21 protein-coding genes are annotated in these 18,682 nt (G+C 63.1%); 8 read left to right on the forward strand and 13 right to left on the reverse strand.

From position 1 onward, the window contains the following. Positions 1–217: 217 nt before the first annotated feature. Together AB4037_RS15020 and AB4037_RS15025 are read left to right on the forward strand one after the other, a co-directional pair. Positions 218–961, forward strand: a complete 744-nt coding sequence (locus AB4037_RS15020; RefSeq protein WP_434957359.1) for a FadR/GntR family transcriptional regulator — start codon at positions 218–220, stop codon at positions 959–961. An 85-nt stretch (positions 962–1,046) separates the two neighbouring features. Then, positions 1,047–1,388: a cupin domain-containing protein gene (locus AB4037_RS15025; protein WP_434957360.1), complete on the forward strand. Its 342-nt coding sequence runs from the start codon at positions 1,047–1,049 to the stop codon at positions 1,386–1,388. A gap of 37 nt (positions 1,389–1,425) precedes the next feature. On the opposite strand, the gene AB4037_RS15030 is transcribed toward AB4037_RS15025, so the two are convergent. After that, positions 1,426–2,466, reverse strand: a complete 1,041-nt coding sequence (locus tag AB4037_RS15030) for an alpha/beta hydrolase (RefSeq protein ID WP_441772061.1) — start codon at positions 2,464–2,466, stop codon at positions 1,426–1,428. Positions 2,467–2,788: 322 nt separating this feature from the next. On the opposite strand from AB4037_RS15030, the gene AB4037_RS15035 reads away from it, so the two are divergent. Beyond that, positions 2,789–3,571 carry a hypothetical protein gene (locus AB4037_RS15035; protein ID WP_441772062.1) on the forward strand — a complete coding sequence of 261 codons (783 nt, stop codon included), beginning with the start codon at positions 2,789–2,791 and terminating at the stop codon, positions 3,569–3,571. A 66-nt stretch (positions 3,572–3,637) separates the two neighbouring features. Here AB4037_RS15035 and AB4037_RS15040 read toward each other — a convergent pair whose 3' ends face one another. Next, a complete protein-coding gene (locus AB4037_RS15040; RefSeq protein ID WP_434957363.1) occupies positions 3,638–5,101 on the reverse strand; it encodes an NAD-dependent succinate-semialdehyde dehydrogenase in 1,464 nt (487 codons plus the stop codon). Between the two features lie 263 nt (positions 5,102–5,364). Here AB4037_RS15040 and AB4037_RS15045 point away from each other — a divergent pair, with 263 nt between their 5' ends. Next, positions 5,365–6,369, forward strand: a complete 1,005-nt coding sequence (locus tag AB4037_RS15045) for an asparaginase (RefSeq protein WP_441772063.1) — start codon at positions 5,365–5,367, stop codon at positions 6,367–6,369. 22 nt (positions 6,370–6,391) lie between these two features. On the opposite strand, the gene AB4037_RS15050 is transcribed toward AB4037_RS15045, so the two are convergent. Further along, positions 6,392–6,835, reverse strand: a complete 444-nt coding sequence (locus tag AB4037_RS15050; RefSeq protein ID WP_434957365.1) for a hypothetical protein — start codon at positions 6,833–6,835, stop codon at positions 6,392–6,394. A gap of 204 nt (positions 6,836–7,039) precedes the next feature. Between AB4037_RS15050 and AB4037_RS15055 the strand changes: the two genes are divergently transcribed. From AB4037_RS15055 to AB4037_RS15065, 3 genes are all read left to right on the forward strand, one after another. Beyond that, positions 7,040–7,405, forward strand: a complete 366-nt coding sequence (locus tag AB4037_RS15055) for a MerR family transcriptional regulator (protein WP_441772064.1) — start codon at positions 7,040–7,042, stop codon at positions 7,403–7,405. After that, a complete protein-coding gene (locus tag AB4037_RS15060; RefSeq protein WP_441772065.1) occupies positions 7,402–7,692 on the forward strand; it encodes a DUF1330 domain-containing protein in 291 nt (96 codons plus the stop codon). The genes AB4037_RS15055 and AB4037_RS15060 overlap by 4 nt, the downstream gene beginning before the upstream one ends. Positions 7,693–7,777: 85 nt before the next feature. Then, positions 7,778–8,542 carry a metallophosphoesterase family protein gene (locus tag AB4037_RS15065; protein WP_441772066.1) on the forward strand — a complete coding sequence of 255 codons (765 nt, stop codon included), beginning with the start codon at positions 7,778–7,780 and terminating at the stop codon, positions 8,540–8,542. A 38-nt stretch (positions 8,543–8,580) separates the two neighbouring features. On the opposite strand, the gene AB4037_RS15070 is transcribed toward AB4037_RS15065, so the two are convergent. The 8 genes from AB4037_RS15070 to AB4037_RS15105 form a co-directional block, all read right to left on the reverse strand. Next, complete coding sequence (locus tag AB4037_RS15070) at positions 8,581–9,078, reverse strand: hypothetical protein (RefSeq protein ID WP_441772067.1); 498 nt, start codon at positions 9,076–9,078, stop codon at positions 8,581–8,583. Positions 9,079–9,201: 123 nt separating this feature from the next. Then, entirely contained in the window at positions 9,202–10,218 is a 1,017-nt protein-coding gene (locus AB4037_RS15075; protein WP_441772068.1) for an aldose epimerase family protein, read from the reverse strand. A gap of 67 nt (positions 10,219–10,285) precedes the next feature. After that, the gene (locus tag AB4037_RS15080; RefSeq protein ID WP_441772069.1) at positions 10,286–11,224 is read right to left on the reverse strand and encodes a phosphatidate cytidylyltransferase; all 939 of its coding nucleotides are present in this window, start codon (positions 11,222–11,224) and stop codon (positions 10,286–10,288) included. Beyond that, a complete protein-coding gene (locus tag AB4037_RS15085; protein WP_441772070.1) occupies positions 11,224–11,889 on the reverse strand; it encodes a lysophospholipid acyltransferase family protein in 666 nt (221 codons plus the stop codon). The genes AB4037_RS15080 and AB4037_RS15085 overlap by 1 nt, the downstream gene beginning before the upstream one ends. After that, on the reverse strand, positions 11,886–12,329 hold the full coding sequence (locus AB4037_RS15090) for a hypothetical protein (protein WP_434957373.1): 444 nt from the start codon (positions 12,327–12,329) through the stop codon (positions 11,886–11,888). Before AB4037_RS15090 ends, AB4037_RS15085 begins: the two co-directional genes overlap by 4 nt. After that, positions 12,322–13,653, reverse strand: a complete 1,332-nt coding sequence (locus AB4037_RS15095) for a phosphatase PAP2/dual specificity phosphatase family protein (protein ID WP_441772071.1) — start codon at positions 13,651–13,653, stop codon at positions 12,322–12,324. Before AB4037_RS15095 ends, AB4037_RS15090 begins: the two co-directional genes overlap by 8 nt. Positions 13,654–13,798: 145 nt before the next feature. Then, positions 13,799–15,559: a bifunctional alpha/beta hydrolase/class I SAM-dependent methyltransferase gene (locus AB4037_RS15100; RefSeq protein ID WP_441772072.1), complete on the reverse strand. Its 1,761-nt coding sequence runs from the start codon at positions 15,557–15,559 to the stop codon at positions 13,799–13,801. After that, complete coding sequence (locus tag AB4037_RS15105; RefSeq protein ID WP_434957376.1) at positions 15,556–16,173, reverse strand: CDP-alcohol phosphatidyltransferase family protein; 618 nt, start codon at positions 16,171–16,173, stop codon at positions 15,556–15,558. The genes AB4037_RS15100 and AB4037_RS15105 overlap by 4 nt, the downstream gene beginning before the upstream one ends. Before the next feature lie 274 nt (positions 16,174–16,447). Here AB4037_RS15105 and AB4037_RS15110 point away from each other — a divergent pair, with 274 nt between their 5' ends. After that, a complete protein-coding gene (locus AB4037_RS15110) occupies positions 16,448–17,176 on the forward strand; it encodes an SDR family oxidoreductase (RefSeq protein WP_441772073.1) in 729 nt (242 codons plus the stop codon). Here the strand turns inward: AB4037_RS15110 and AB4037_RS15115 are convergent. Both AB4037_RS15115 and AB4037_RS15120 read right to left on the reverse strand, forming a co-directional pair. Beyond that, a complete protein-coding gene (locus tag AB4037_RS15115; protein ID WP_441772074.1) occupies positions 17,127–18,065 on the reverse strand; it encodes a LysR family transcriptional regulator in 939 nt (312 codons plus the stop codon). The two genes, AB4037_RS15110 and AB4037_RS15115, sit on opposite strands and share 50 nt — an antisense overlap. Positions 18,066–18,238: 173 nt before the next feature. Then, positions 18,239–18,682 carry a hypothetical protein gene (locus AB4037_RS15120; RefSeq protein WP_441772075.1) on the reverse strand — a complete coding sequence of 148 codons (444 nt, stop codon included), beginning with the start codon at positions 18,680–18,682 and terminating at the stop codon, positions 18,239–18,241.

Raw genomic sequence — 18,682 nt, forward strand, 5'->3', positions numbered from 1 at the left:
AGATATGAGTAATCGCGGCGCGGTGTCAATCCGTCGCCGAGCCGGATATCGGCAATTTGTAGGAGGATTCATAATTGGCAGGAGGGTTGTTGGGCGCTTTGTTCGCCCCCGATAGCGGTGATAAGAGGTGGAAGGCCTTCCCGGGCACGATCGAAGCTGCCCAAGCGAAGGGCGCCTTCCCGCCCGTGTACGGCCGCGGGCTGGTTTGGAGATGAGTATGTTCGAGCGGGATACCGCCATCAGCACGATGAGTGCGCAGGTCGCGCGCATCATCGGCACCCGCATCACCTCGGGAGAATTTCGTCCCGGCGACACCCTGCCCATCGAGAACGAACTCTGCCAGGCCTATGGCGTCAGCCGCTCGACGGTGCGCGAGGCCGTCAAGAACCTGGCGGCCAAAGGACTGGTCGAGGTTTCCCCCAAGACCGGCACGCGCGTGCTGCCTTTCGCCGACTGGAACCTGCTCGACCAGGACGTGCTGTCCTGGCGCCTCAATGCCCAGTTCGACGAGCGCATCATCGAGGATCTCTATGAAATGCGGAACTGCTTCGAGCCACGTGCCTGCTTCCTGGCGGCGCGGGACGGTTCGGCGGATGATCTGGAACGCATACGGATGCGCTTCTCGGATCTGGTATCCATGCTCGGGCAGCCAGCCTTGGCGGCGGGCGCCGAGACGGAATTCCACCTCGCCATCATGACGGCCACCCATAACGGCCTGTTCGTCACCATTGGGCGGGCGGTCAAGACGGCGCTGAAAGTCTCCTTCGGCCTGACCCAGCGCAGCACCAATGGGCAGGCGCTGGATCTGCAGCCCTATCAGGTCGTCGTCTCGGCCATTCTCGCCCGCAAGGCGGACGAGGCCTCGAGGGCCATGAGCCAATTGCTGGAAATTTCGCGGGCCCGCATGCTGGAGGCCCTGCGCAATGCGCCGCGCGCCATCGAGAAGACGGCCGGGCAATAGACAGCCCCGTCCGACGGTCTGCGGGACAGCGCGCCAAACCTGTGCTTATCTTCCCGGTCGTAGCTGGACAGCGAGGTGAAGTCCGATGATCCGCAGCAAGGAGCTATTCGCCCGCTCCGGTGACGCCGAATGGCGGTTCACGCCCGATGGCAACCGGCGACGCATCCTGGCCTATACCGACGAACTGATGATGGTCGAATTCGCCTTCGAGAAGGATGGCGTGGGCTGGTTGCATTCGCATCCCCACATACAGTCCAGCTATGTCGCCGAGGGACGGTTCGAGGTCACCATTGGAGGAAGAACCGAAACGCTCGCCACCGGCGACAGCTTCATCGTGCCATCCGGCCTCGAACATGGCGTCAAAGCACTCGAGAAGGGCCGCCTAGTGGACTGTTTCACCCCGCACCGCGCCGATTTCCTGGCATGATCCCGCTTTGGCGCGGTTCTTCAACCAGCGCCGAAGACTACTGCTCCGCGTTCTCGATCGCGCGGGCGACCACGGCCCGTACTTCCTCGCGGCTCATGAAGATGTCGTGGTTGATGAAGCCGGAGCCGAAATCGGAGGCATCGACCACCTTCACGCCGGTCTTCTGCAACTCCTCGCTGTCGCCGGAGCCGACGCGCGGCACGCCGCCCGCGAGCTTGGTCGAGATTTCCAGGGCGCGATCGTTCTTGGAGACGATCACCGTCATCTTCGACGACAGCAACGACAGCCGCTTCATCTGGCGACGGAAGAGGTCGAGGTCGACATCCGGATTGGCCAGCACGATGGCGCCGAAATGATTGGGGAGAGAAGCCCCCATGCGATCGGACATCGAGCGCAGGGCTTCCATCATCACCATGCTGCCCATGGAATGGGCGATCAAGTTGATGCGACCGACCTTGGGATCGTTGGCGAGCGCGGTGAGCGTGTCCTCCAAGGCGTCGCGCGACCACATCGCGCTGTCCTTGTCGGTCACGTAGTCCAGCAGCGCCGCACGAGAGGGCCAGGAGAACAGCACCGGTACGCCCGAGAACTTGATGCCATCGACCAGCTTGGCATAGCTCGTCGCCGCGCTGTCGAAGGTCTCGTTATAACCGTGGACATAGACGATGACGTCGCGCCCTTCGGCCTGTGCCGCAAGGGCCGTGGCGGGCTGGTCGCCCGGCAGGGCGCTCACCCCGGCCACAGACCAGCCAGGTGTGGAAACCGGATTGACGGCGGCCAGCAGCGACTTCGACGGCGGATACATCACGAGGCGGGCTGCGGTCGGATCGGAAGCGCGCTTGGCGCCGAACCAAGGCTCCTTGCTGCCGGTCGAATTGCGCGTGGTCATCATCAGCATGGTCATGCCGCCGCGCCAGATGCCGAGCGGGGCGGCGTTGGCCGCCTGATCGTTGGAAGCCGTGTTGGTGAGCACCGGCTTCAAGGACGAGGTTGCGTCGCCAGAATCGTCATCGATCCCGACGCAGCCCGTCAGAACCAAAGCCGAAGCAACCAAAGCGAAGAGCGAGGCGACCCGCATCGAAACCCAATCCCGTTTGCCGAGCTGCTTTCAATGCAGCGCAAGGGGTGAATAGTCAGTGAACAGGCGAAATTGAGGCGACAGCGCCCTCCAGGCAAAAATTTCCCGATTTCATGGCGCTTTCTGCTCAATAGAGGCAAAAATGTCACGCAATCGGCCTATCCGAGAGGTGCCGAACCTTGTGCCCCGCGATGACATCGTGGAGGTTGTGTCGGTGCATTCTAGAGCAAAGCGCGTTTTGGCAGAAACGCCCTCGGCGCGTCTTTGCGATTTGGAGTGAAGCCGTCAAATCGCAAAACGCCATAGGGAAGTTCGTCCAGCCATGTCGGGAAGTGAGAATATCGCCGTAGCCAGATCGGCCGCGCATCATTTTGGTCTTGGCCTAGTATTGCGCGTAAGCTGGGCCGTCTACCGCAGCCAATTCCTGCGGCTCACGCTGCTGGCCCTGGTTGCGGTGCTGCCTCCCCCGTTGATCCTGACTTTCTTCCCCATACCGCAGGATCGCCTCCTCACATCGGTCGAGTATTGGTCGACCCTGCTGCTCAGCCTTGCACTCAGTGCAACGGCCGGAGCGATAACTTGTCTGGGCGTCCGGCAGATCCTGAGCCATCAACCCTTCTCGTTTGGAGCGGCTTTTACGCACGCCCGCCGCAGTTTTCTTGCCCTTTTTGCGACCACGATCATCTTCCTCGGGGCCTTCTATCTCGGGCTCGTCGTCCTGATCATCCCCGGGCTGATGGTGCTCTGCCGTTACTTCGTGGCAGTCCCCGTCTGCGTGGTCGAGCGAACCGGGCCCCTCCAAGCGCTGAAAAGAAGTGCAGAACTGACGAGAGGCTACCGATGGAAATTGCTGATCCTCGGCCTGCTTCTCCTACTTCTTCAAATTGCACCGAGACTGGCCATCAATTTCGAGGAAATCATCGCTGCCTTCCAAGATCCGGGTGCAGCGCCGGATCAAGTCAATTACCTGAAATATGTCGCAACCATCGGCGTCGATGCCTTGTCGACCAGCTTTGCCTTCGTTGCGTCGGCGATGGCCTATTTCCAGCTCCTCCGCGTGAAAGAAGGCGCCGACGTCAGGCAACTGACAACCGTATTCGACTGACCCAAACAAAAAGGGCCGGCGTGGTGCCGGCCCTTCCCGATTCAGCTGTCAGCAGGCGAGCAAGCCTTAGTCGAGGCCACCGAGGCAGACATATTTGGCGTCGATGTAATCCTCGATGCCGTATTTGGAGCCTTCCTTGCCCATGCCGGATTCCTTGACGCCACCGAAGGGAGCGACTTCGGTGGTGATCAGGCCCTCATTGACGCCGACCATGCCGTATTTCAGCGCTTCGGCGACCCGGAAGGCGCGGCCGAGATCCTTGGTGTAGAAATAGGAGGCCAGGCCGAATTCGGTATCGTTGGCCATCCGGACGGCCTCTTCCTCGGTCTCGAACTTGAACACCGGGGCCAGCGGCCCGAAGGTCTCGTCGCGCGCCACCAGCATGTCCGGGGTCACCCCGGTCACCACCGTCGGCTCGAAGAAGGTGTGGCCGAGCGCATGGCGCTTGCCGCCCGCCACCACCTTGCCGCCCTTGGCAACGGCGTCGCTGATATGCTCCTCGACCTTCTCCACCGCCTTCTCGTCGATCAGGGGGCCCTGCTGCACGCCAGCCTCCAGGCCGTTACCGACCTTGAGCGCATTGGAAGCGGCGATCAGCTTCTCGACGAACTTGTCGTGGATGCCTGATTGCACCAGGAAGCGATTGGTGCACACGCAGGTCTGACCGGAATTGCGGTACTTGGCGATCATCGCGCCCTCGATCGCCCGATCGACATCGGCATCGTCGAACACGATGAAGGGAGCGTTGCCGCCGAGCTCCATCGAGACCTTCTTGAGTGTCTTGGCCGACTGCTCGACCAGCAGCTTGCCGATCGGCGTGGAGCCAGTGAAGGTGATCTTGCGCACTAGCGGATTGGAGGTGAGCTCGCCGCCGATGGCACTCGCCGAACCGGTGAGGACGTTGACGACGCCGGCGGGAACGCCGGCCATCTCGGCCAGCACGCCCCAGGCAAGGCCCGAATAGGGTGTCTGCAGGGCCGGCTTGATCACGATGGTGCAGCCGGCGGCCAAAGCAGGACCGAGCTTGCGGGCGATCATCGAAGAGGGGAAGTTCCAGGGCGTGATGGCGCCGACGACGCCGACCGGCTCCTTGGTGACCAGGATGCGGCGTCCCGGCCAGGGAGAAGGAATCACATCGCCATAGACGCGCTGCGCTTCCTCGGCGAACCAGCGCACATAGGCGGCCGAGAACACCACTTCGCCGCGCGCTTCGGCAAGCGACTTGCCCTGCTCGACCGTGAGCAGCACGCCGAGTGCGTCGGCATTAGCCTCGACCAGGTCGGCGAGCTTGTGCAGGATCTTGGCCCGCTCCTTGGCGGTCTTGGCGCGCCAGGCCGGGAAAGCGGCATCGGCGGCGGCGATGGCGCGCGCCGTCTCGTCCTTGCCGCAATTGGGCACGCTGCCGATGAGTTCGCCCGTGGCGGGATTGGTGACCGGCAAGGTCTTGCCGCTATCGGCAGCGATCCATTGACCGTTGACGTAGGCGGCCTCACGCTTGAATTCGAGTGTCTGCGCCAGCTTTTCCAACATGCGCCTTCCTCCGTTATGTCTCTCGCTGGCGCTTAGATAGGCGTTCGGCGCGCGCGGATCAATGTAGAAATGTGATCACATATTCGGGTGTTGCCTCTCCTCGCGAAGCCTGCGATGGAGGCCAAGCAGAATATCCCGATATCGTCGATCCGTGGACGGTATCGGGATATTCTGCAAGCGTTTTAGATCCTGCCTATTCCTCCTGATCCTCCCTGGTCGATCAGGAGGAATAGGCTTGCTGCACATAAAGAAAGCAAGTCGCGATGTCCAATCCCGTCCTGGCCGAACTCATACGCGGCGGTATGGTCGAAAGCCGGCATAGCGGCGCCGTTGCCGTCAGCGATCCCGAAGGCCGCCTTGTGCTTTCACTCGGCGACGTCACTAGGCCCATCTTTCCCCGCTCGGCCGTGAAGGCGTTCCAGGCCCTGCCTTTGCTGGAATCCGGAGCCGCCGACAAGCTCGGCCTCACCGACGCCGACATCGCCCTCGCCGTCTCCTCCCATGGCGGCGAACAGCGCCATGTCGAGACGGCCGCCGCCATGCTGGCCAAGGCCGGCCGCGATGCCGACACGCTCGAATGCGGCGTTCATGCGCCGAGTTTCCGCCCGGCCGCCTGGGCCCTGCTACGCGCCGGCGAGGAGCCTTCGGCCCTGCACAACAACTGTTCGGGCAAGCACGCCGGCTTCATCTGCCTTGCCTGCGCCGGAGATCGCGATCCGCATGGCTACATCGAAGCCGGGCATCCGGTGATGCGCGAGGTGATGGGGGCGGTGAACGAGATGAGCGGCGGCGCCTTCACCGGCGATGGCGTCGGCATCGACGGCTGCTCCATTCCCACCCAGGCCGCGCCGCTGGCCGGCGTGGCACGGGGCTTTGCCCGCTTCGGCACCGGCGCCTATCTCGGCCCCGAGCGAGGGAAGGCCGCGGCCCGCATCCGCCGCGCCGCGGCGGCCGAACCATTCCTGGTTGCCGGCACCAAGCGCTTCTGTACCGAGATCATGACGATCTTCGGCGAGCGAGTCTTCGTGAAGACCGGCGCCGAGGGCGTATTCTGCGCTGCCTTTCCCGAACTCGGTTACGGCATCGCCCTCAAATGCGATGATGGCGGCACCAGAGCCGCCGAGTTGATGATGGCGGGCGTGATCGCCAAGCTGCTGCCCTTGTCCGAAAACGAGGCCGAGGCGTTGAAACGCTTCATCGAACCCGTGCAAAAGAACTGGAACGGCATCGAGGTGGGCAGGCTCCGCCTGGCGGGGGGATTGGCCTGAAGCGGCGCCCTATCGCTCTTCCTCAGGTCGAGGCCGCTTTCTTCCAATCACCCGTGCTGTTCCACCAGCGATTGGGATTCTTGCTGTCATCAAGCCCTTTGGAACGGCTGGACAGGATGGTCTGCAGCCTGATCACCGGCTCCTGGTAGGAATGGGCCTGGAAGATCGCCTCGATCACCCTCTCCGTAATCTCCTGCACATCTGGAAGCTCGAAACAGACTTCCACCACGCCGGGGCGCTGGCGAAGCTTACTTTCGGCGCCGGCCGCCGCCCCTTCCAATGGGCGATAGCGCTCGGTCCCGGGCGCGGATTGATAGGCATTGCTGTCATAGGCCCCCATCGTCAGCGGAGTGATGGCAATGACCGCCGCCATGATACGATCGACATCCTCCACCGGAGCCTGAAACGTCAGAAGGCGCATGGGCACCATCGAAACCGACAATGTCTCGAAACCTGTCATGGCCATCTGCCCTTCCCGCTGGTCGAAGCCGGGACCTTAGTCCGCCGCTGCTGACAACTGCCTGTCAGCATTCTCGGCAGAGAAGGCCCCATGCAAGTCGCTCCCTGGACGGCACTCGCCACGCGTCAGATATCCCGCAAATCAGCACTTGATCTAGAGTGCACTCCAGCAAGTAGCCTCGACGACAGTTCAGGAGTGCAATGAAGGCAGATGAAAATCGGAGAACTGGCGCGCCGCTCGGGATTGTCGGTGCACACGCTTCGCTACTACGAGAAAGCCGGCCTGCTTCCGCCAGCCTTTCGGAACCGTTCGGGCCAGCGGGACTATGACGCCGCTATCCTCAGCTGGATCGAATTCCTCGGCCGCATGAAGGCTGCGGGCATGCCGATCCGGGACATCGCGGCCTATGCGCTCTTGTGGAAGCAGGGCGCCGGTACCGAGGCCGCGCGCCGCGACATGCTTGAGAAGCAAGGCCGGCGGGTGGCAGCCCAGATCGAGGACCTTCAATCCTGTCTCCTTGTAATCCAGCAGAAGATCCTGGACCTGGCTGAACTGGAAAAAGGACGAAAATCATGAGTGCCTATGTCATTTCCGACGTGGTTCCGCAGGACGTGGAAGCCTGGAACGCCTATGTGCGGCTGGCCCCCGCGACGATCGAAAAATATGGCGGCCGCTATCTGGTACGCGGCGGATCGGTGCAAAACATGGAGGGAAACTGGTCGCCGCGCCTGATCGTCCTGGTAGAATTTCCCGACCGGGAGGCCGTCGAGGCCTGGTATGCCTCCCCTGAATATGCCGAGGCCCTGAATTTTCGTGGCAAGGCCCTGAGCAGAAACCTGATCCGGGTGGACGGCGTCGATTGAGCATGCTTCGACGCAAGTCGAAACATTGGCCGACACGGCCTACTAGAACGGGGCGACAAGTCCACGCAACTGGCGGGCCGCCCTGATGCCGAGAAAATTCGCCTATTTCACCGACGCCCATCTCGGGCAAAGGCTCGTCATGGGCGGTGCGATGGACAGCGACAAGATGCGCTATGCCAACGAGCCTGCCGAACACTGGGATCACCTGCGCCAAGTCCTCGACGACATTGCGGCAAGAGACATATCGGACGTGGTCTTCGGCGGCGATATCGGAGCACGCGGCACCGTCCCCGATTTCTTCGAGATTCTGGGATCCTACGATTTCAATTCGAAAATAGTGCTGGGCAACCACGACGACTATGACGCGGTTTCACCCTTCCTTTGCGATCAGACCCATGCCATTCAGGGTAAGGTCTGCTTTTTCGAAGGCGACCCGGCGCTGAAATGGCTGTTTCTCGATTCATCAACCAACCGGGTGGACGAGGACCAGCTCGCCTGGCTCAAGCGGGAACTACAGGACACCCGCCGGCTCCTGCTGTTCCTGCATCATCCGGTCCTGCCGATCGATACGCTGGTGGAGCATGCCGGGGCCACCTTGAGGGAGCGCGACGCTCTCAAGGCGCTTCTCACGAGCAGCCAATGCGACATATCGCTGTTTTGCGGCCACTATCACATGGCGGATGAACGGCGCGAAGCGAACATCAGGCAATTCTGCACCCCTGCCGTCTCCTACCAGATCGTCAAGCAGGCCGAACGGCTTCGGGTCGATACGACGCGATGCGGCTATCGCATCGTGGAGACCAACGACGGGGAGATTGAAACCGAGATCGTCTATCTGAGCGAGATTTAGGCCAGGGTGCCTGCTTGCTGTTGGGCTGATGCCCTCCATCACGATCCATTGCAGATCGGGCAGCCATGGACATGCTTGATCAGGCCGTGCACCTGGCAACGGTCGAACTCGGGAGCCGACCACCGATTCCTGTCATTCTGCGCCTCGGCGCGAATATCCGCCGACGCGAACGCCGCCAGCAGCACCTGGAATTTATCCAGGCATGGCATGAGCCATTCTTCCTTCGGCTCATAGCCGAGCCCGTGCCAGCCCTCTTTCGCTTTCGCAGTAGCAATCGCGCGCAGGAGGAAGGAGCGGTCTTCGACGAAACTTTCGATTTCCCAGGGCATCTCCGAGACATCGAAGCCCACGGTTCCGAGGCCATAGACGCCCTGGTCCCTTGCGGCGATCCAGGATGCAAGCTGGCAATGCCGACAGGTCGCAACCAATGACGAGGCAGCCAACGCCAATATGCCGATGAACACCGACGTCAGTGAATTGTTCATCTGCAGAAATGGCAGATCAGGCCGCGCCTCATAGGTGATCGAATTCGCCATCGGGTAAGATCCGACTTGCTCCTGCGGTGCAGAAAGTACCAGACAGATCAACCATGGCGCAGCTCCGTCCCGGATGCGAAGCCACTATGCCCGCGCACCCGAACGAGAACCGGATTATCCCGCTCACACCTGTCCGAAGCGATATTGCGTCTCCTGGTCGTAGACCTCGCCCGGCCGGATGATCGAGGACGGGAAATGCGCCTTGTTCACGGCATCTGGCAGGTTCTGGGTTTCCAGGCAGAAGCCTGCGAAAGCGCCGTATTTGGCGCCACCCAGGCCGGGAACCGCGATATCGAGCTTGGCGGCATCATAGAGCTGCACGCCCGGCTGTGTCGTCCAGGTCTCCAGGCTGACGCCGCTCTTGGGAGACCAGGTCCGCGCCGCCCGCGCCAGCACACCCGAACTCCTCAGCACCAGATTGCCATCATATTTGAAGGGCCCCTCCGGGGTTTCCAGGCGCAATGTGCGCTCCTCGCGAAAGTCCCAGGGCGTACCCGCCACCGAAAGGATCTCGCCGGTGGGGATGAGGTCGGCGTCGGTGGGCGTGTAGAAATCGGCGTCGATCTGCATGCGATGGTCGAGCACATCGGCCGAACCATCGAGATTGAAATAGGAATGCTGGGCGAGATTGACCGGCGTCGCCTTGTCGGTGGTGGCGGTGAAGATCACCTGCAACGTCGCCGGCTCCAGCAGGCGATAGGTACAGGTCGTCACCACGCGGCCGGGGAAGCCCATATCGCCATCCTCGGAGACCAGCACCAGCATGGCCGAGCGCTGGTCTGATTGCACCAGGGACCAGACGCGCTTGCCGAAGCCGGTGGCGCCGCCATGCAGCGTGTGCGGCCCGCCATGGCTCTTGGAGAGGTCGTAGGTCACGCCATCCAGGGTGAAACGGCCAAAGCCGATGCGATTGGCGACGCGGCCGGGAACGGCGCCGAAATGCGGGGAATATTTGGGATAGTCCTCGAACTTCTCGAAGCCGAGCACCACACGCTGCGGCCCATTCTTCGAGGGCACCAGGAGATCGCGCACCACGCCACCATAGGTGATGATCCGGGCCTCGGCACCGGCATCGGAGCGCAGGGTGACCTCGAGCACATCGGCGCCGTTGAAGGTTCCGAACAGGGCAGGCTTGGACATGGGACTTCCTTGGTAGGGATGAGACGTGAAGCTGGACCAGCACCGCCAAGGCAGCGGCGACTCGTTTCTACACAGTCCACCAATAACGGACCACATGGAAGAAGATCGGCGCAGCGAATACAACGGAATCGAGCCGATCGAGCATGCCACCATGCCCCTCGATCAGATGCCCCCAATCCTTGACGCCGCGATCGCGCTTGATCGCCGACATCACCAGTCCGCCGAAGAAACCCATCAAGGTGATCACCAGCGCCACCAGCCCGGCCTGCCAGAAAGAGAACGGGGTGATCCACCACAGGCCGGCGCCGAGCAGCGTGGCACTCGCCACCCCGCCGATCAGGCCTTCCCAGGTCTTGGAGGGCGACAGTTTCGGCGCCACCTTGTGCCGCCCGAAGAGCTTGCCCCAAACATATTGCAGCACGTCGCTCATCTGCACGACGATGACCAGGAAGGCGATGAGCAGGAGCTTGCGGCCCTCGAAGCCCGGAATGCCCAGTGTCAGCAGCGCCGGCACATGTGAGAGGCAGAAGATGGCGATCATCATGCCCCACTGCATCTCGGCGATGCGGGTCATGAATTTGGCCGTGTCGCCCCTGAGCGCGATCAGGATCGGCAGGAGCAGGAAGACATAGACGGGAATGAAGATCGAGTAGAGCCCGTACCACTCGATCCAGATCAAGTAATATTGCACCGGCAGCACCACGAAGAACATGGCGAACAGGGTGCGATGATCCGCCCGGCGCGTCGGCGTCAGTGTCAGGAATTCGCGCAAGGCGGCAAAGGAAGCAAAGGCGAAGAGGGCGACTACTCCGGCCTTGCCGAGGAGGAAAGCGCCTCCCATCAGCGCTACCATCACCCACCAGGCGCGGATGCGCGCATTGAGATTGTCGATGGCGGCATTGCCCTGCGGCCCGGCCCGGCGATCGAGCTGCCAGCCGATCAGGGAGGCGAGGACCAGGAAGGCGACGATGCCGCCAAACAGGGTCAGGGTATGGTTCTCGAACATCAGCCCTCGTCCCCCTCATGCGACTTGAGGCCCAGCAGGGCATTCCGGCTGCGATCGAGGAAGGCCTGCTTCTCCTCGCCAGGCCGCAGGCGCAACGGTGCTCCGAAGGTCACGGTGCACAGGAAGGGAACCGGCAGGAACTCGCCCTTGGGCATCACGCGGTTGAGGTTTTCGATCCAGACCGGCACCATCTCCACCTCCGGCTGGCGCTTGGCGAGCCAGAACAGGCCGGACTTGAAGGGAAGCAGCGGCTCCTCCCCCATGTTGCGCGTTCCCTCCGGAAACAGGATCAGCGAGGATCCCGCTTCCAGCGCCGAGGCCATTTGGCCGATCGGATCGACACTGCGGCTGGCGCTTTCACGATCGATCAGCACGGCGTCGAAGACATTATGGGCGAGGAAACGCCGCAGCGGTCCGGCATTCCAATAATCGCGCGCCGCCACTGGCCGCGCCGCCGAGCGCAGGACACCCGGGAAGACCGTCCAGACCAGGATGAAATCGCCATGGCTGGCATGGTTGGCAAAATAGATGCGCGGCTTGCGCACCGGCAGGCAGCCTTGCCAATTGCCACGCACACCGGTGACGAGCCGGGCAAAACCGATGGTGGCGGTCCCCACCAGCCGGCCGAGCAGGGACCGGCCATCCCGCACCACGATGTCACTCACAACACGATCCCGAGCAATGGCAAGGCCAACAAGCACAAAACCTGCAAGGCCAGGAAAATGGCCTGCCGACGGACTAGGGCCATGGCGCCGCGTGCCCGCTCGGACATCGGGCGTGAGGCGCGGTCCTGCGCGAACAGCCCGAGACGCTTCATTGCCCCGTCGAAATTGGTGGTGCTGAAGGCATTGCCGGCAAGATGGCCGAATATCTCGGCATCGAAGCCCGCGCGAAAGGCGAAATAGCTCTGCACGAGCCCGAAGACCAGCGCAAGCAGCACAGGAGCGCTGACCAACAGGGGCGCCGAGGCATAGGTAGCGGCGAGAAGACCGCCGACACCGAGCAAGGTGAGCCCGCGCGAAATCCGGTCGAGCGCCCTACCCTGCCGCAGATAGGCTGCGGCGATGGCAGCAATCACCGCTGGATTTTCCTGTGCCTCAGCCATCGACGCTATCAATCCTTCCAGCCGCCGCAATGGCGGCACGTGCCTCCAACCCCAGCACGATTCGAGGGCGGATAGCACCTATGATCGCAATCGCCTCGTCCACCGTCTTCGCCTCGCCATTGGCAAGCAGCCAGGTCGCCAGCGCGGCGGCGCTGCGCGAATAGCCGAGCGCACAGCACACCAGAACCGTACCTTGTCCACGCGCGGCTTCAATCGCTTGGGACGCCGCCATCAGCTTCGCCGCCTGCGGCGCAATCAGGTCGAGCGTCGGCACGGCCTGTGTCAGGGACCCCGGCCAGGCAGGCAGTTCGGCGGCAAGATCGACAACGCTGCCATACTTCCCCGGCGCCCGATCGAAGCGCGAGGGGATACGGCCGAGATAGACCCCCGGACGGACCTCGCCGGCCGATGGCTCATGGCGCGTCCACCAGCGCGAATTGAGGAAGGCACCGAGCTGATAAGGCGCGAACAGGAGCCGGACTGCCAGCGGCATCGAACCGTCGGCGCGCTTCTGGAAACCAGCAGCGCCGCGCCAGAGATAATTGGACGCGACCAGGCCGAGCGATACCGCCGGATAGCAGAGCCAGAGCGCCCAGCCGCCAATCCCGATGCCGACAACGGCAAGAACCAGCGCGCCAAGACCATAACAGGTGGCAAGTTTTCGACGTTTGCCCGCTTCACTTTCCTCCTCCAGGGACCGGGGTGAATCCGGCCACAACCACAGGCAGAACAGGCCGAGCAAGGCACCGCTTGGAATGTCGAAGAAATGATGCTGATAGGTGGTGAGGACGGAAAGGCCGATCAGGGCGAACCAGGGATGGAGTAACCATCGAGCCCATGTCGGCAGATGACTGAGGTAATGCACCCACAGGATCACCAGGAGCGCGATGTGCAAAGAAGGCGCCTGATTATAGGGCTTGTCGAAGCTCAGCAGGGCATCGAACATGAAGCCTGGCAGCCCGCCGCCGATCTCCGGCTTGGCGAAGCTGAAGCGCAGCGGAAAGACGAGGAAGCAGGCGACGGCGATGACCTGCGCCGTGAGCAGCCGGCGGCCCAGCGTGTCCAACTCCGTCCGGCTGGTACAGACGAACAGCGAAGCGGCATAGAACAGGTTGACCGACCAATAGGGAATGATCGTCCAGGGCAGGAACGGCATATCCCGTTCCCAGCCGAACACGATGGACGGCACGAAGGCACGCTGGTCGGCCAGATAATTGGCGAGGCCATAGCTCGAATAGAAGAAGATGCCGAGGCCTGCGAGCCAGACAAGCGCCCTGCCCCAGGGACGCCCATCGGCGGGCCTTGCCGGTACCGCCATGCTCATGACGATACCGGAGCGCGGACATCACAGCGCCATGCTCGCATGGCGTGATGTCCGCTCTTGGAACCGCCGCACCACCGGGCAAGGAAGAAGCGGAAATCGCGACATGCAAGCATGTCGCTGAGAAGTCCGCGGTCCAAAACAAGGGTCATGATGCGGCCTTGCGTCGGGCAAGCGAGACCGAGAAGATGCCCCATTCGTCGATGCGCTGCTCGAGCTTCTCGAAGCCGGCCGCCTCGACGAGTTGGTCCATCTCCGCCTGCGTGCGCCGGCGCATCACCCAGGCCTGACCTTGGCGGTGGCTGGTCAAAGCGCGGGCGATGAATTCGAGCTGCGGGTGCCAGGGCTGGCCGGTATAGATCAGATAGCCTCCTGCCGGGATGGCGGCGGCAAGCCCACCCAGCGACCATTTGATCAGGTTGTTGTCGGCAAACAGCTCATAAAGGCCAGAGACCAGGCCCAGAGTGGGCTTGGGCTCGATGCCGGCAAGGCTTGCGGCATCGAAGGCATCGCCCTTGACGAAGCGGGCGATGTCGGCGAGGCTCTTCTCGGCGATCAGCCGGCCACCCGCCTCGACGTTGATGTCGCTGTAGTCGCGCAGCAGGATCGAATCCGGCCGCGACACGCCTTCCGCTTCCAGGGCCTCGAGCACATAGCGGCCATGGCCAGCGGCAATATCGACGATGGAGACCGGTTTGCCTTCCGCCCGCAGCCGGGCGATGGCAATGCGCAGCAATTCCTCGACATGAAGCTTGCGCTGGCGGATGCCGCGCCAGCCGATGGCATCGAGATAGTTCCTGTCGGCCAGCCGCCCGAAAGCCGAACGTCCCGACGGCGTGTTGCGGTAGACATAATCGAGGGTTGAGCCGGAATCGAAGCCGGTCTCATGGCCAAGCTTGATGCCGTCCGAGATCAGCCCCGTCGCCTTCAGCCCGAGCCTGGTGCCCGCCCAGTAGAGGCCCTTCGGCGAGACGAGCGGCAAGGGCGAAGCGAGCCTGTCGGCCTCGTCGCGCGTGAAGCCTTGCCGATCGGCCTCGGTCAGGACCGTCCGCTCCAGCGGCGCCGCGAAGCGCTCGCTGAGGAAGCGCCGGACATGGCCTGTTGCCACCGCCCTGTCCTTCTCCCCCAGCGTGTCATGATAGAAGCCGGGCAGCACATGCCGTTCCTTGATGGCCGATCCCAGATTTTCGTAGAAGCGGTGCTGGGGCCCGTGATGCACCACCCAGTCGGCGCCGGAGACGAGGAGTTGCGTCGGCACCGTGATGGCGCGGGCGTCTTCCACCACCCGCTGCGCGGCATCGTAGAGCCCGAGCAGGATGCGCACCGAGATCGCCCGCGTGATCTTGGGATCGGCGTCGAAGGTCGCCTGACGCTCGTGATCATGGGTGAGGAACTTGGCCTTCACATAGGATTGGACGAAGAAATTCCCCTTGAAGGCCTGCCAGAGCTTCAGGCCCGGCCGGGCAAAGGGCACGTAGAGCTTCACCTTGAAGGCCGGCGAGGCGACCACCAGAGCGCGGATCTTGGGGGCATAGTCATGCACCCAGGCCGAGACGACGACGGCCCCGACGCTCTGAGCGATCACTGCGATATCGGCGGGCGCGAAGCCATGCGCAGTGCCGATATGGTCGATGAAGCTCTGCACGTCGCGTACCAGGGCACCGAAACTCGGGGCATCGCCGCGTTCGCCGGGCGAATCGCCGTGGCCACGGGCATCCCAGGCGAAGAACTCATAATCGGGCATCGCCAGCTCATCGGGCAGATGCGCCATGCGTCCCGAATGCTCATGCCCGCGATGGAACAGCACCACCGCGCCCTTGGCTGATCCGTTGACCGCCGGCCAATAGCGGTAGAACAGCTCGACGCCGTCATGGCTGCGGAAAAAACTGGTGTTGGAGGGACGCATCATGACTCCTGCAAGGCGCGCGCTTCGCGCAGGCCCTTATGCACACGATTGGCGATGGTCAGTGTGAGAAAAAGCACGGCAAGCGGCATGATCCAGCCAAACCAGCCGGGTAGCGGCAGGCCGAGGCCGATCCATAGGCCGAGTGCGCCGAACAGGAAGGCCCGGTCGCTCTTGCCGAGCGGGCCGTCATAACGCCGCGAGGCCCCCACCATCGGCCCCATCACACCGGCGAATTCGCTGATCACCGCGAGCACGATCACCGCCCCGGTCCAGAACGGGCCGAAGACCGGCAGGGTGGCAAAGGGCAGGATCAGCGCCGCATCGGAGACGACGTCGGCGATCTCGTTGAGATAGGCGCCGAGCTGGCTTTTCTGGCCGAATTCGCGCGCCAGCATGCCGTCGACCGCGTTGAGAGCCATGCGGATGGCGAGCCAGACCGGCAAGAGCAGGAAGAGAATGCGCAGGTCCGAAAGCCAGGTTACGCCGAAGCCGACGGCAAGTGAGCCCGCCGCCGCCGCCAGCGTCACCTGGTTTGCGGTGGTGCCCCGCTCGGCCAACCGCGTGACGCGCGGGCGCAAAAGGGCCTGAAAACGGGGCTTGAGGGCATAGAGACTCACGGGACTGTCCAGATTCGCGATGTAGCCAGCGATCATGGCTCAGTCGGCGAGCCTCGCGCAACCCGACGGATAGGCCGGCAGGTACTGGTGCATCGGATCTTCGGCATGCTTGACGGTGTCAAGGGGGGACAAGACGTCCGCCTCTCCGACCTGGCAAGCACGGCGCCACCATCGGAAACACCGATGGCGCTATCGGTTTCTTCCGTTTTCCCGGCCATCGCCGATCTGCGATCCCGATGTCAGTTCCATCGGAATCGAAAGGAAACGCATCATCATGGACCTTGGACAATCGAGAATTCTTATCGCCGGCGGCAGTTCCGGCATGGGTCTGGCGCTGGCGCGGCGCTGTCTCAATGCCGGCGCGCGTGTCAGCATCGCCGGGCGCAGCGAAGGCAGGCTGGCCCAGGCCCGTACGAGCCTAGGGGAATCCACCGCCCTCGACACCATCGCCGTCGACATCACGCAGGAACGGCAGGTCGCGTCGTTGTTCGAGCGGATCGGCCCGCTCGATCACATCGTCAGCACCGCCGCGGACATCGAGGGCGCCTATGAGCTTCTGCCGTCGCTCGATCTGAAGGCCGTCCAGAAGGCCGTGGAAAGCAAGGTCTACGGCCCCCTCCTCCTGGCCAAGCACGGTGCGGGCAAGCTTGCCCCGACCGGCTCCCTGACCTTCGTCTCCGGCATCGCGGCCTACCGTCCCCTGCCAAGGGGCGCGGCGGTCGCCGCCGTCAATGCCGCCTTGGAAGGGCTGGTCAAGGCCCTGGCGGTCGAGCTCGCGCCGCTAAGAGTCAACGCCGTCTCGCCAGGCTGGGTAGACACCCCGATCTGGGCCTTCGTCGCCGGCGACAGGAAGGACGAGACCCTCGGTGCCATGGCCAGGAAATTGCCGGTCGGCCGGGTCGGCCGGCCCGAGGACATCGCCGATGCCCTCGCCTTCGTGATGGGCAACGGCTTCACGACGGGCTCGGTGCTGCATGTCGAAGGCGGGCATCGCCTGGTCTGAGCGTGTCGAGCCCAGTACTCGCCGAGGCCAGCAACTGCTTCAGGGCCGGCGGCTGCACCCGCCGCCGGCGCCAGATCATCACCAGATCCGCGGACTGGGCAGGCCCCGACCAGGGGAGTTCGGTCACCTCGCCCCGCTCCAATGCCTCGGCAACCGCCAGACGCGGCACCAGACCGAGCCCCGTTCCCGCTGCCACCAATCGGGCGATCGCACCGATGCTGCCGACTTCGGCAGCGAGCTTTGGCGCCGCAAGTCCCTCGGCGGCGAAAGCCACGTCGAACAAGTGACGGTAGACGCAGCCCGCCTCCGTCGCCACGAACCGCCTTGCGGCCAGAGCAGACAGCCCCTCGCCAACCGGCAGCGGCGGCTCGCCGGCCGGTGCGATCAGGATCAGCGGCTCCCTGGAAATGCTGCGCTTGGCAAAACGTTCGTCGGCCTCGCCCTTGTCGAAACAGAAGGCGACGTCCACCTCGCCATCTTCCAGCTTGCGCAGGAGGTCATTCGTGCCCGCCACCGACAAGCGAAGCGCGATTTCAGGATGGACCTGCCCGAAGCGCGAGAGCCAGGCCGGCAGGCGGGTCGCCGCAATCGTCTCCAGAGCGCCGATCGACACCGCTCCCCGCTCCCGGCCACTGGTCAAAGCCACGGCGCTGTGCGCCTCGTCCGTCAGCATCAGGATCTCTTCGGCAAAGGGCTGCAGCGCCGCCCCGGCCGCCGTCAACTGCAAGCCTGAGCGCGAACGCGTGAACAAGGGCGTGCCGAGTTCGGCTTCGAGCGCCTGGATCTGGTCGCTCACGCTCGACTGGGCCAGATGCACCGCCTCGGCCGCCCGCGTGACATTGCGATGACGGGTGACGGCGAGAAAGGTCTTGAGCAATCTGGGATGCATGGCGTTCACAAGAGCAAAGTACGAGTTCTCCGAACTGCACTTTTACTCCAACTGATTGTCTCGACGCATCTTTGCGATTCCAGATGATTCCGTGAAATCACAAAATGCTTCAGGCTCTGTCTCGATCCGGCAGAAACCCTAACATAGGCAGGGCCCCCCCGTTGCTTGTCGGTTCAGCGGGCGAAAAGCCGGATACCAGAGGCTAGACAGAAAACGATACCGGACGCCAGTCCATAACTTGCCGACAACAAGATACCGTCGAGCTCGATGACTTTCGCAGGCTGACCGCGCAACAACCACGCATAGGCATACATCGTCGTCGGTCCCAACAACGTGCACCACAAACATAGCCTTGCGGCAGACAGTGCCTGCCAACGCCGCAGCCATACTGCCATCGGAACAACCAGAACCAAGGTTACAGCATAGGTGAAAGGCAGGCCGAACAGGAGAAAGGCGGCAAAAACATCGGCTATCTGCGAGCCCGGGATACCGTCGTGCCCACCGACCACAAGCTCAAGCGCGATGAACAGGAGGGGAAGACCGCCAGGAACTGTCCAGGGACTGATCATGGCTCCCAGCGCCAGGCTTCTCTCATGCCGCTTGCCGGCCTGCGTCAT

Source organism: Labrys sp. KB_33_2, from assembly GCF_052114505.1.
GTDB lineage: Bacteria > Pseudomonadota > Alphaproteobacteria > Rhizobiales > Labraceae > Labrys.